General features: G+C 72.9%; 9 protein-coding genes. 2 read left to right on the top strand and 7 right to left on the bottom strand.

Going from position 1 to position 12,534, the window contains the following annotated elements; translation table 11 throughout:
- Positions 1-64: 64 nt before the first annotated feature.
- Entirely contained in the window at positions 65-943 is an 879-nt protein-coding gene (locus ACSLTV_RS31685) for a sulfotransferase family protein (RefSeq protein ID WP_435613346.1), read from the top strand.
- A 16-nt stretch (positions 944-959) separates the two neighbouring features.
- Here the strand turns inward: ACSLTV_RS31685 and ACSLTV_RS31680 are convergent, their stop codons facing one another.
- Both ACSLTV_RS31680 and ACSLTV_RS31675 read right to left on the bottom strand, forming a co-directional pair.
- Positions 960-3,278 (bottom strand): bifunctional salicylyl-CoA 5-hydroxylase/oxidoreductase, encoded by a 2,319-nt coding sequence (locus ACSLTV_RS31680; RefSeq protein ID WP_435613355.1) that lies wholly within the window; start codon positions 3,276-3,278, stop codon positions 960-962.
- A 2-nt stretch (positions 3,279-3,280) separates the two neighbouring features.
- The gene (locus ACSLTV_RS31675; protein WP_432137766.1) at positions 3,281-4,108 is read right to left on the bottom strand and encodes an enoyl-CoA hydratase family protein; all 828 of its coding nucleotides are present in this window, start codon (positions 4,106-4,108) and stop codon (positions 3,281-3,283) included.
- 286 nt (positions 4,109-4,394) lie between these two features.
- Between ACSLTV_RS31675 and ACSLTV_RS31670 the strand changes: the two genes are divergently transcribed.
- On the top strand, positions 4,395-4,853 hold the full coding sequence (locus ACSLTV_RS31670) for an ATP-binding protein (RefSeq protein WP_432137819.1): 459 nt from the start codon (positions 4,395-4,397) through the stop codon (positions 4,851-4,853).
- A gap of 36 nt (positions 4,854-4,889) precedes the next feature.
- On the opposite strand, the gene argF is transcribed toward ACSLTV_RS31670, so the two are convergent.
- The 5 genes from argF to ACSLTV_RS31645 all read right to left on the bottom strand — a co-directional run bounded on the left by argF (position 4,890) and on the right by ACSLTV_RS31645 (position 12,361).
- Positions 4,890-5,897 carry an ornithine carbamoyltransferase gene (gene argF, locus ACSLTV_RS31665; protein ID WP_432157830.1) on the bottom strand — a complete coding sequence of 336 codons (1,008 nt, stop codon included), beginning with the start codon at positions 5,895-5,897 and terminating at the stop codon, positions 4,890-4,892.
- Positions 5,898-5,966: 69 nt separating this feature from the next.
- Positions 5,967-7,190, bottom strand: a complete 1,224-nt coding sequence (locus ACSLTV_RS31660) for an arginine deiminase (protein ID WP_435613345.1) — start codon at positions 7,188-7,190, stop codon at positions 5,967-5,969.
- A 103-nt stretch (positions 7,191-7,293) separates the two neighbouring features.
- A complete protein-coding gene (locus ACSLTV_RS31655; protein ID WP_432137769.1) occupies positions 7,294-9,864 on the bottom strand; it encodes a polynucleotide kinase-phosphatase in 2,571 nt (856 codons plus the stop codon).
- Positions 9,861-11,327, bottom strand: a complete 1,467-nt coding sequence (locus ACSLTV_RS31650; protein WP_432137770.1) for a 3' terminal RNA ribose 2'-O-methyltransferase Hen1 — start codon at positions 11,325-11,327, stop codon at positions 9,861-9,863. The genes ACSLTV_RS31655 and ACSLTV_RS31650 overlap by 4 nt, the downstream gene beginning before the upstream one ends.
- Before the next feature lie 80 nt (positions 11,328-11,407).
- The gene (locus ACSLTV_RS31645; RefSeq protein ID WP_435613344.1) at positions 11,408-12,361 is read right to left on the bottom strand and encodes a DUF4232 domain-containing protein; all 954 of its coding nucleotides are present in this window, start codon (positions 12,359-12,361) and stop codon (positions 11,408-11,410) included.
- Between the last annotated feature and the right edge of the window lie 173 nt (positions 12,362-12,534).

Genomic DNA, 12,534 nt, shown 5'->3' with positions numbered 1-12,534 from the left:
CCCCTGGGGGAACGCTCAGGTCGTTCCGAGCCTCTTCCCAGCATCGCCGCCTAGCTTCCGGTCCATGACTCTGAAGCGCAGCCTGAACCGGGCACTGACCGCCACCACCGGCCTCCAGGTGCGCCGGGCGCCCCGGCCCGGCACCCCGCGGCCCGCGGCCGCCCCGCAGCGGCCCGCCCCCGCCTACCGTCGCCCGTCGGCCGAGGAGCCGGCGACGGACAGACTGCTGCGCCGGCCCGCGTTCATCGTCTCCTCGATCCGCTCCGGCTCGACGCTGCTGCGCCTGATGCTGAACGCCCACTCCCGGCTGCACTCCCCCCACGAACTGCACATCACCCGCCTGGAGGTCGGCTTCGGCAGCTCCGTCTCCCAGTACTCCATGACCCGCCTCGGGCTGGAGCGCGGCGACCTGGAGCACCTGCTGTGGGACCGGCTCATGCACTGGGAACTGGTGCGCTCGGGCAAGGATCACCTGGTGGAGAAGACGCCCGGCAACGTCTTCGACATCCGCCGCGTCCGGGACTGCTGGCCGGACGCCCGGTTCGTGTTCCTGCTGCGCCACCCGGAGTCCGTCGCCCGCTCCTGGCACGAGAGCGACCCGGAGAAACGGCCCTACGAGAAGGCGGTCGCGGACGCCCTGCGGTACGTGGCGGCCGTCGACGACGCCCGCAAGGCCCTCCCCGGCGGGTGCACCGTGCGCTACGAGGACATCACCGAGGACCCGGAGCGGCAGCTGCACCGGCTGTGCGCGTTCCTCGACGTGGAGTACGAACCCGGCATGGTCGACTACGGGCGTGCCGGCGGTACGGAGGTGCCGCGCGGGCTCGGCGACTGGCGGCCCACGATCCGCACCGGCACCGTGCAGCCCGGGCGGGCCCTGCCGGAGCGGGACGAGATCCACGGACGGCTGCTGCCGATGTGCGAGGCGTGGGGGTACGCGTGACGGGCCGGTGCCCGGATCACAGCCGGAGCCGGGGCTTCGGCGCGTCCGTGCGCCCCGTCCGGGGCGGCCGGCTGCCCGCCCGGTAGGGCGCCGGCCAGCCGGCCCCCGGCCCCTCGTAGCCCTGCTCGGCCGCGGCGTGCAGGGTCCAGTGCGGGTCGTACAGATGGGGCCGGGCCAGCGCGCACAGGTCGGTGCGGCCCGCCAGGATCAGTGAGTTGACGTCGTCCCAGGAGGAGATCGCCCCGACCGCGATCACCGGCACCCCCACCTCGTGCCGGATCCGGTCCGCGAACGGCGTCTGGTACGACCGCCCGAACTCCGGCCGCTCCTCGGCCACCACCTGCCCCGTGGACACGTCGATGGCGTCGGCCCCGTGCGCCGCGAAGGCCCGCGCGATCTCCACCGCGCCCTCGGCGGTGGTGCCGCCCTCGGCCCAGTCGGTGGCGGAGATCCGTACGGTCATCGGCCGTTCCGGCGGCCACACCGCCCGCACCGCGTCGAAGACCTCCAGGGGGAAGCGCAGCCGCCGTTCGGCCGAGCCGCCGTAGGCGTCGGTGCGGCGGTTGGTCAGCGGGGACAGGAAACCGGACAGCAGATAGCCGTGGGCGCAGTGCAGTTCCAGCAGGTCGAACCCGGCGCGCGCGGCCCGCGCGGCGGCGGTCGCGAACTGTTCGCGGATGTCGGTGAGCTGCGCCCGGGACAGCTCGCGAGGGACCTGGCCGCCCGGCTTGTAGGGCAGCGGCGAGGCGGCGACCAGCGGCCAGTTGCCGTCGGGCAGCGGCTCGTCCATGCCCTCCCACATCACCCGCGTGGAACCCTTGCGGCCGCTGTGCCCGAGCTGCACGCCGAGGGCGGTACCGGGCGCCCGGGCGTGCACGAAGTCGGCGATCCGCCGCCACGCCTCGGCCTGGCGGCCGGTGTACAGGCCGGCGCAGCCGGGGGTGATCCGGCCCTCCGCGCTGACGCAGACCATCTCGGTCATCACCAGCCCGGCCCCGCCCAGCGCTCGGGCCCCCAGGTGCACCAGGTGGAAGTCGCCGGGGACGCCGTCGACCGCGGAGTACATGTCCATCGGGGAGACGACGACGCGGTTGCGCAGGGTGAGTCCGCGCAGCCGGAACGGGGTGAACATCGGGGGTGTGCCGGGCGGGCAGCCGAACTCCCGCTCCACGGCCGAGGTGAAGCGCGCGTCGCGCAGCCGCAGGTTGTCGTGGGTGACCCGGCGGCTGCGGGTGAGCAGGTTGAAGGCGAACTGCCGGGCGGGCTGGCCGAGGTAGGAGGCCAGGTGCTCGAACCACTCCAGGCTGGCCCGCGCGGCTCGCTGGGTCGAGGCGACGACCGGCTTGCGCTCCTCCTCGTAGGCAACCAACGCCCTTTCCAGGGTGGGCTGTTCGGTCAGGCAGGCGGCGAGGGCGAGGGCGTCCTCGACGGCGAGCTTGGTGCCGGAGCCGATGGAGAAGTGGGCGGTGTGGGCGGCGTCGCCGAGGAGGACCACGTTGCCGTGCGACCAGCGCTCGTTGACGACCGTGCGGAACGTCGTCCAGGCCGACTTGTTGGACCGCAGGGGCCGGCCGCCGAGCGCGTCGGAGAAGATCTTCGCGCACCGCTCGACGGACTCGTGCTCGTCCATCGCGTCGAAGCCGGCCGCGCGCCACACCTCCTCGCGCATCTCGACGATCACGGTGGAGGCGTCGGCGGAGAACGGGTAGCCGTGCAGCTGCATGACGCCGTGCTCGGTCCGCGCGATCTCGAAGCGGAAGGCGCCGAGGGCGAAGTCGGCGGCGAGCCAGATGTAGCGGCAGCGGTGCGTCGTGACGCTGGGGCGGAACGCGTCGGCGTAGGTCTCCCGGGTGGAGCTGTGCACGCCGTCGGCGGCGACGACCAGGTCGTACTCCTCGGCGAGCCGGGACGGGTGGGGGGCCTCGGTGCGGAAGCGGAGCTCCACGCCGAGGGCGCGGCAGCGCTCGTGCAGGATCTGCAGGAGGTGTTTCCTGCCCAGGGCGGCGAAGCCGTGTCCTCCCGAGGTGTGGCGGGTGTCTCCGCGGACGATGTCTATCTCGTCCCAGCGGGTGAAACGCCTCTGCAGTTCCGCGTAGACCTGGGGGTCGGCGTGTTCGATGCCGCCGAGCGTCTCGTCGGAGAGGACCACCCCGAAGCCGAAGGTGTCGTCGGGGGCGTTGCGTTCCCAGACGGTGATCTCCCGGGCCGGGTCGAGGCGTTTGAGCAGGGCCGCGGCGTAGAGGCCGCCCGGGCCGCCGCCGATGACCGCGATGCGTCGCGGGTGCGGTTGCGGGTGCGGGTGCGGCGCGGCGTCCCGCGCCTCGTCCGTGGGCACGGTCACCGCCCCTTCCACTTGGGGGGCCGCTTCTCCGTGAACGCCCGGTGGAACTCGGCGTAGTCCTCGCCGTTCATCAGCAGCGCCTGCGTCGCCGCGTCCATCTCCACCGCCGCTCCCAGCGGCATGTCCAGTTCCGCGGTCAGGAGGGCCTTGGTCTGGGCGTACGCCAGAGCGGGGCCCTCGGCCAGACGCCGGGCCAGGGTCAGGGCGGCGCGGTCGGTGTCGCCCTCGGGGACGAGTTCGCTGATCAGGCCGATGCGCTCGGCCTCGGGGGCGGGGACCGGGTCGCCGAGCATCAGCAGGCGGGTGGCGTGGCCGAGGCCGACGACCCTCGGGAGCAGGTAGGCGGCGCCCATGTCGCCGCCGGAGAGGCCGACCTTCGTGAAGAGGAAGGCGAACCGGGCGGTGGGGTCGGCCACGCGGAAGTCGGCGGCCAGGGCGAGGACGGCGCCCGCGCCCGCCGCGACTCCGTGCACGGCGGCGATCACGGGGAATGGGCACTCGCGGATCGCCCGTACCACCTGGCCGGTCATCCGGTTGAAGTCGAGGAGCCGGGCGGTGTCCATGGACAGGGTGGCACCGATGATCTCGTCGACGTCGCCGCCGGAGCAGAAGCCGCGTCCCTCGCCGGCCAGGACGAGGGCGCTCACGGAGCGCTCGCGGGACAGTTCGGCGAGCAGGTCGCGCAGGTCGGCGTAGGCGCCGAAGGTGAGGGCGTTGAGCCGATCGGGGCGGGCGAGGGTGACGGTGGCGACGCCGTCGGCGCGCTCGACGCGCAGGTGTTCCCAGTCGTCGGTGCGGGCGGCTGATCCGGTGAAGGGACTCACCCCCCGAAGTTATCACCGCAATGTGACTGTCGTCATGAGGGCGATATAAGCCGGGTGGCGCAAGGGTGCCGCGGACATGTCCCGGGCCGTGTCACCGGTCGTCCACAAGGCGGCAACAGCGGGACCGGACCGGAGGGCCGGGCCGTTGACCGGGGTAAGGCGCCGGTAGCGGGACGAGAGGTCCCGCGCGGCGCCCGCCGTGCGCCTCCGCCGGAGGCCGCCGTACCATCTCACGTTGAAAGCAGGACGACCCGATATGACGACGTCCATCGCGGGGACCTGCGCCATGAACGGACTCGCCTTGCCCGAACGCCCTCCCGCCTCAGCCTCCTGGCACATCGCGCTGCCGCACACCACCGCGGCGGTGCCGGTGGCGCGCGCCCTGGTCCGCACGGCACTGGCGGAGCTGGAGCACGGCGCGGACAGCGACACCGCGGAGCTGCTCACCGCCGAGCTGGTGGCGAACGCGGTGGAGCACACGGCGGGCCGCGGTCCGATAGAGCTGGTGGTGGAGCTGCTGCCGGGCGGCTGCCGGGTGGAGGTGCACGACCCGGACCCGGCGCCGCCCGGCGATCTGACCCGGGGGGCGGGCGGCGAGGTCGACCCCTGGCAGGAACACGGGCGGGGTCTGCTGCTGATCCGCGCGCTCAGCTCGTCGTGCGGGCACCGCCCCACCGAGAACGGCAAGGCGGTGTGGTTCCGGCTCGCGGCGGTACCCCCGCAGCGCGGCCGGCGCCCGCTGTGACGCCGACGGCACCCGTACACCCCGTACGGGCCGCCGTCAGGCGAGAGTGGCGACCAGGACGGCCTTGATGGTGTGCATGCGGTTCTCGGCCTCGTCGAAGACGACGGAGTGCGCCGACTCGAACACCTCGTCGGTCACCTCCAGCGAGTCCAGGCCGTGGCTCTCGTGGATCTCGCGGCCGACCTGTGTGCCGAGGTCGTGGAAGGCCGGCAGGCAGTGCAGGAACTTCACGTCCGGGTTGCCGGTGGCGCGCAGGACGTCCATGGTCACGGCGTACGGGCCGAGGGCCGCGATCCGCTCGTCCCAGACCTGCTTCGGCTCCCCCATGGAGACCCAGACGTCGGTGGCGACGAAGTCGGCGCCCGCGGCACCCTCCTCGACGGACTCGGTGAGGGTGATCCTGGCCCCGCTGTCCGCGGCCAGCTCCCGGGCGCGGTCGACGACCTCCTGCGCGGGCCAGTAGGACTTCGGGGCGACGATCCGCACGTCCATGCCCAGCAGGGCGCCGGTGACCAGGTAGGAGTTGCCCATGTTGAAGCGGGCGTCGCCGAGGTAGGCGTAGGAGATCTCCGGCAGGGGCCGGGCGCAGTGCTCGGTCATCGTGAGCACGTCGGCGAGCATCTGGGTGGGGTGCCAGTCGTCGGTGAGACCGTTGTAGACGGGAACGCCGGCGTGCGCGGCCAGTTCCTCGACCTTCCGCTGGCTGTCGCCGCGGTACTCGATCCCGTCGAACATCCGGCCCAGGACGCGCGCGGTGTCCTTCACGGACTCCTTGTGGCCGATCTGGGAGCCCGCCGGGTCGAGGTACGTGGTGCAGGCGCCCTGGTCGGCGGCCGCGACCTCGAACGCGCAGCGGGTGCGCGTCGAGGTCTTCTCGAAGATCAGCGCGATGTTCTTCCCGGTCAGGCGGCGCTCCTCGGTCCCGGCCCGTTTGGCCGCCTTCAGCTCGGCGGCCAGCTCCACCAGGCCGCGGAACTCCTGCGCGGTGAGGTCGAGCTCCTTGAGGAAGTGGCGGCCGGCGAGGGCGGTCGGGGCAGTCGCCATGGGGACGCTCCAGTGGTGCGGTGGTACCAGGGACAGGGACCGTGGAAGTCTATACGAAAGGCAGAATTTCTATACGGCGTCTCGCTCCACGGGACAGCTCATGCACCGCGGGCCGCCCCGGCCCCGCCCCAGCTCGCTGCCCGGGATCTCGATCACCTCGATGCCCTGCTTGCGCAGATGGGTGTTGGTGGTGGAGTTGCGCTCGTAGGCGACCACCACGCCCGGCTCGACGCACAGCACGTTGCAGCCGTCGTCCCACTGCTCGCGCTCGGCGGCGTGCACGTCCTGCGTGGCGGTGAGCACCCGGATCTCGCTCAGGCCGAGGGCGGCGGCGACGGCGCGGTGCATGTGCTCCGGCGGATGGTCGGTGACCTTGAGCTCCTTGTCGCCGGCCCCCGGCTCGACGGTGTACGAGCGCAGCATGCCGAGTCCCGCGTACTGGGTGAAGGTGTCCCCGTCGACCATCGTCATCACGGTGTCGAGATGCATGAGGGCCCGCCGCTTCGGCATGTCCAGGGCCACGATGGTCCGCGCCGAGCCGGCCGCGAACAGCTTGTGGGCGAGCATCTCGACCGCCTGCGGCGTCGTGCGCTCGCTCATGCCGATCAGGACGGCACCGTTGCCGATCACCAGGACGTCCCCGCCCTCGATGGTCGACGGGTAGTCGGCCTGCCCCTCGGACCACAGGTGGAACGCCTCGTCCCGGAAGAGCGGGTGGTGCCGGTAGATCGCCTCGAAGTGGACGGTCTCGCGCTGCCTGGCCGGCCAGCGCATCGCGTTGATCGACACACCGTCGTAGATCCAGGCGGAGGTGTCCCGGGTGAACAGGTGGTTGGGCAGCGGGTCGAGCAGGAAGTCGTCCAGCTCCATGACGTGGAAGCGCACCGAGACCGGCTCGGGGTACGCCTCCAGGAACTCCCGCTTGGTCATGCCGCCGACGAGGGCCTCGGCCAGCTTGGGCGCGGGCAGGGTCTCGAAGGCGGCCCTGAGGTGATCGGTGGCGAGGACGCCGTACGCCTTCTCGTCGAAGACCCGATCCAGGACGAGCGCTCGGGCCGCCGGGATCTCCAGGGCCTCGGTGAGCAGGTCGCCGAAGAGGTGCACCTCGACGCCCCGGTCGCGCAGCACGTCCGCGAACCCGTCGTGCTCGGCGCGCGCCCGGCGCACCCACAGCACGTCGTCGAAGAGCAGGGCGTCCTTGTTGCTGGGGGTGAGCCTTTTGAGCTCCAGATCCGGCCGGTGCAGGATGACGCGGCGCAGCCGCCCGGCCTCGGAGTCGACATGGAATGCCATGTCTCCATCCTGACCGGGCGGACGCGTGTTCACCCCGTTTCCGTCCGTTCTCGTCGCACGGCCGGTGCCACGGCCGCTTTCACCGCCGGTGTCACAGCCGGTGTCACAGCCGTGGGTCCACCGGCTCCGACTCCAGGGCCAGCACCCCGAACACCGCCTCGTGCACCCGCCACAGCGGCTCCCCCTCGGCCAGCCGGTCCAGGGCCTCCAGGCCGAGGGCGTACTCGCGGAGCGCGAGGGACCGCTTGTGGTTGAGGAAGCGGTTCCGCAACCGGGCCAGGTGGTCGGGGCGGGTGTACTCCGGGCCGTAGATGATCCGCAGGTACTCGCGGCCCCGGCACTTGATACCGGGCTGGACCAGTCGGCCCTCGCCGTCGCGGACCAGCGCGCCGACCGGCTTGACCACCATGCCCTCGCCGCCCCGGCCGGTCATCTCCAGCCACCAGTCGACGCCCGCCCGCACCGACTCCGGGTCGCCGGTGTCGACGTGGAGCCGTCGGGTGGTCTGCAGCAGGCCGGTGGGGTCGTGCTCCACCAGCCGGTCCAGCAACGCCAGTTGTGCGTCGTGCGGCAGGGCCGCGAGGCTGCGGCCCTGGACGGCGAGGATCTGGAACGGGGCCAGCCGCACGCCGTCCAGGCCGTCAGTCGGCCAGCAGTAGCGCCGGTACGCCGCCGTGAAGGCGGCCGCGTCCGAGGCCCGCTCGCGCTGGCGGCCCAGCAGCTCCGCCACGTCCACGCCGCGCGCCGCCGCGCCCTCCAGCGCGGCGAGCACGCCCGGGAACACCGCACCGGAGGCCGCGCCGACCGCCGCGTACTGCGAGCGCAGCAGTCCGGACGCCTTCAGCGACCACGGCATCAGCTCGGCGTCCAGCAGCAGCCAGTCCACCGTGCCGGAGGCGCTGCCGGACGCGGCGAGTTCCGTCCACAGCCCTGCCTCGTCGACGGCCGTGCGCAGGCGCCCGAGGACCGCCTCCGTCATCGCCCGGTCGTCGAAGAAGGGCCGGCCGGTACGGGTGTACAGGGACCCGGTCGGGCCGTCGACGCCGAACCTCTTGCGCGCCGCGTCCGCGTCCCGGCAGACCAGGGCCACCGCCCGGGACCCCATGTGCTTCTCCTCGCACACGACACGCTCCACGCCGTCCGCCGCGTACTGCGCGAACGCCTCCACCGGGTGCTCCAGGTAGCCGTCCACCCGGGACGTGGCGGTCGGGGCCATGGTCGGCGGGAGGTACGGCAGCAGGCGCGGGTCGACCGCGAACCGGCTGACGACCTCCAGGGCCGCCGCCGCGTTCTCCTCGCGGATCGTGATCCTGGGCTGGTACCGGGTCTCGATGATCCGCTTGCCGTGCACGTCCGCCAGGTCCAGCGGCCGGCCCTCGTGCCCGCCGGGCGCCTCGGTGGCCAGCGGCCTGGTCGGCTCGTACCACGTCCGCTCCGCCGGCACGTCGACCAGTTCCCGCTCCGGCCAGCGCAGCGCGGTGAGCCTGCCGCCGAAGACGGCCCCGGTGTCCAGGCAGATGGTGTTGTTCAGCCAGGTGGCCTCCGGCACCGGGGTGTGCCCGTAGACCACGGCCGCCCGCCCCCGGTAGTCCTCCGCCCACGGGTAGCGCACCGGCAGCCCGAACTCGTCGGTCTCGCCGGTGGTCTCGCCGTACAGCGCGTGCGAGCGGACCCGGCCGGAGGTGCGGCCGTGGTACTTCTCCGGCAGGCCGGCGTGGCAGACCACCAGCCGGCCGCCGTCGAGGACGTAGTGGCTGACCAACCCGTCCAGGAACGCCCTGACCTGCTGCCGGAACTCCTCGCTCTCGCCCTCCATCTGCGCGATGGTCTCGGCGAGGCCGTGGGTGTGCCGCACGTTGCGGCCGTGCAGGTACCGCCCGTACTTGTTCTCGTGGTTGCCGGGCACGCACAGCGCGTGGCCCGACTCGACCATGCCCATCACGCGGCGCAGCACGCCCGGGCTGTCCGGCCCTCGGTCGACCAGGTCGCCGACGAAGACGGCCGTACGGCCCTCGGGGTGCACCCCGTCGACGTAGCCGAGCTTGCCGAGCAGGGACTCCAGTTCAAAGGCGCAGCCGTGGACGTCGCCGATGATGTCGAAGGGGCCGGCGAGGTGGGTCAGGTCGTTGAAGCGCTTCTCGGTGCGGACGGTGGCGTGCTCGATCTCGTCCACGCCGCGCAGGACGTGCACCTTGCGGAAGCCCTCGCGCTCCAGGTGACGCAGGGAGGAGCGCAGGTCGCGGGTATGGCGGCGGATGACCCGGCGGGGCATGTCGGCGCGGTCGGTGCGCGCCGCGTTGCGCTCGGCGCACACCTCCTCCGGCACGTCCAGCACGATGGCGATGGGCAGCACGTCGTGCCGGCGCGCCAGGTCGACCAGCTGCCGCCGGGCCTCCTTCTGCACGCTGGTCGCGTCGACGACGGTGCGGCGGCCGGCCGCGAGCCGCTTGCCCGCGATGTAGTGCAGGACGTCGAAGGCGTCCCCGGTGGCGCTCTGGTCGTTCTCGTCGTCGGAGACCAGGCCCCGGCAGAAGTCGGAGGAGATCACCTCGGTCGGCTTGAAGTGCCGTCGGGCGAACGTGGACTTGCCCGAGCCGGACGCGCCGACGAGGACGACGAGCGAGAGGTCGGTGACGGGCAGCACCCGCCCCTGGGTGGTGGTCGTTCCGGTCATGCCGCCTTCGCCTCCTTCTCGGTCACGGTCCTGCTGAACACGGCCATCTGGGTGGGCGGTCCCACCTCGGGGTCGTCCGGCCCGACCGGCCGGAACCCGACCTGGTAGCCGTGCCGTTCGGCCACGGCCGCCGCCCAGGTGCGGAACTCCTCGCGGGTCCACTCGAAGCGGTGGTCGCCGTGCCGGACGTGTCCGGCCGGCAGCGACTCCCAGCGGACGTTGTACTCCACGTTCGGGGTGGTCACGAGGACCGTGCGGGGCCGGGCGGACCCGAACACCGCGTACTCCAGGGCCGGCAGCCGGGGCAGGTCGAGGTGCTCGATCACCTCGCTGAGCACGGCCGCGTCGTAGCCCTTGAGCCGGCGGTCGGTGTACGCCAGCGAGCCCTGCCAGAGCTTCACCCGCGACGCCTGCCGCTCGCCGAGCCGGTCCAGCTTCAGCCGGCGGGACGCGATGGTGAGGGCGCGCACGGAGACGTCCAGGCCCACGATCTCCGTGAACCGGGTGTCCTTGAGCAGTTCCTGCACCAACTGCCCCTGACCGCAGCCCAGGTCGAGGACCCGGGCGGCGCCGGCGGCGTGCAGTTCGGTGAGGATCGCCTGCCGGCGGTGGACGGCGAGCGGGGTCGGCTTCTCCTCGGTCTCGGCATCCGCCTCGACCGCGTTGTCCAGCTCCTCGACCTCGCTGTCGTCGCTCTCGGCCAACCGCACCAGCTCCAGGCGCTCCATCGCCTGCCGGGTCAGCGACCAGCGGCGCGACAGGTAGCGGCTGGTGATGAGCTTCTGCTCGGGGTGGCCGGGCAGCCAGCCCTCGCCGGCCCGCAGCAGCTTGTCGACCTCGTCGGCGGCGACCCAGTAGTGCTTGGCGTCGTCGAGGACCGGCAGCAGGACGTAGAGGTGGCGCAGCGCCTCGGCCAGGGTCAGCGTCTCGGACTCCAGCACCAGCCGGACGTAGCGCGAGTCGCCCCACTCCGGGAACTCGGCGTCCAGGGCGACCGGTTCGACGCCGGCCTGCCAGCCGAGCGGCTCGAAGAGGCGGCGTACGAGTTCGGGTCCGCCCCGGGCGGGCAGCGCGGGGACCTCCACGCGCAGCGGCAGCGGCTCGGCGGCGCGTTCGGGGCGGGCCGTGCACACGCCCCGCATGGCGCTGGAGAAGACGCTGCTCAGCGCCACCGCGAGCAGGGAGGAGGCGGCGTACGGGCGGTCGTTGACGTACTGCGCGAGCGCCGCGTCGGGCGCTCCACCGCGGCCCTTGCCCTTGCCCCGCCGGACCAGTGTCACCGCGTCCACCTCCAGCAGCAGAGCCGCCGTGCACCGCAGCTCGCCCGCCTCCGGGTACAGGACGTGCGCCCTGCCGTAGGAGGTGGAGAACGCCTGCGCCTTGTCGGGATGCTTGTGCAGCAGGAACCCGAGGTCGGTCGCGGGTCGCTCCGGGGTGCCGGTGGTGCTGATCGTCAGGAACACGGTGATTGCCTCGTATGGCGTGTGAGCAGGGAACGCGCTGGTTGTCCGCGCCGAGGGCCCAGCCTACGGAAGGTCGCCGGTCAGGTACGCGGCATTTTCCGGTCCGTCTCCTCGGGGGCGGGGGCCCAGGCGCGTACGGCCAGCTTGCCGGTGGTGCCGAGGTCGAGGTGCGGGGTCACGGTCACGGGGGCGGCACCGGCCTTGGCGCGGACCCGGACGTACGGCACGTTCACGGGCTCGCCGAACTGGGTCGTGTTGCGCCACATCAGTCCGGAGACGGCCTTCTCGCCCGGCTTCAGGGTCAGCGGCCGGGGCGGTTCGTCGAAGCGGGTGCCGGTGCTGATGCCGCCGCTGCCGTGCACCACGGTGACGCCGTCGACCGGCTTCAGACCGTCGTCGAGGAGGGTCAGCTCCGGGTAGCCGTCCAGGCTGTAGGGGGAGGTGCCGCAGTTCTCCAGGTGCAGGCCGACCACGCGCAGGCCCATCGCCGCGTCGCCGTCGTCGACGGTGACCCGGACGCCGCCCTCGGGGCAGTCGCCGGGTGCGGGCGGGGCCTCGGCGGCGGGGACCTTGGTGACCCGGCCGACCTTCACCCGGGTCACCGCGGACGCGCCCCGCTGAAGGACACCCAGCTCCACGGTGCCGCGCGCCGTGGCGCCGGGCCGGACGTCGCGCACGGTCACCTCGCGGTTGGCCATGGACGCGCCGGAGTCGGTGGTGAAGTGGAACAGGATCTCGTACGTCAGTGCCTCGGTGCCGTCGTTGGTGACCTCGTAGGCGGCGGAGATGCCGGAGTCGCCGGGCAGTCGCTCGGCCTGCACGCTGTACGAGCGCTTCGGGGAGGGGCTGGGGGACGGGATGGTCACGGAGGTGATCCGGACCCCGTCCACGGGCGGGTCGGTCACCGGGGCGCCGGAGGCCGGACCCGCGGCCTCGCCCGCGCCACCCTGCCGGGTGCCGGACTGTTCGGAACCGCAGGCCGTCAGCACGAGCAGGGCGGCGACGACGGGGACGAGGGGGGTGGCTCTGCGCATCCGGCCAGCCCATCAGGGGTCCGGCCGGACAGCCGTGACGGAAGCCACAGTTCCGGTCACAGGCCTGTCACAGACGCCACCCGCTCCCGTCGGCTGCGGAGCCTCGGCGGCGTCTAGGAGTTGTCTTCAAATGTCACGCCCACATCAGGAGCGAGGCGAGGGTGACGGCTGCC

The sequence above is a fragment of the Streptomyces sp. bgisy159 genome (assembly GCF_965341775.1).
Classification (GTDB): domain Bacteria; phylum Actinomycetota; class Actinomycetes; order Streptomycetales; family Streptomycetaceae; genus Streptomyces.
Note: the sequence above shows the minus strand (reverse complement) of the source record. Positions and strands in the feature narration are given on the sequence as shown.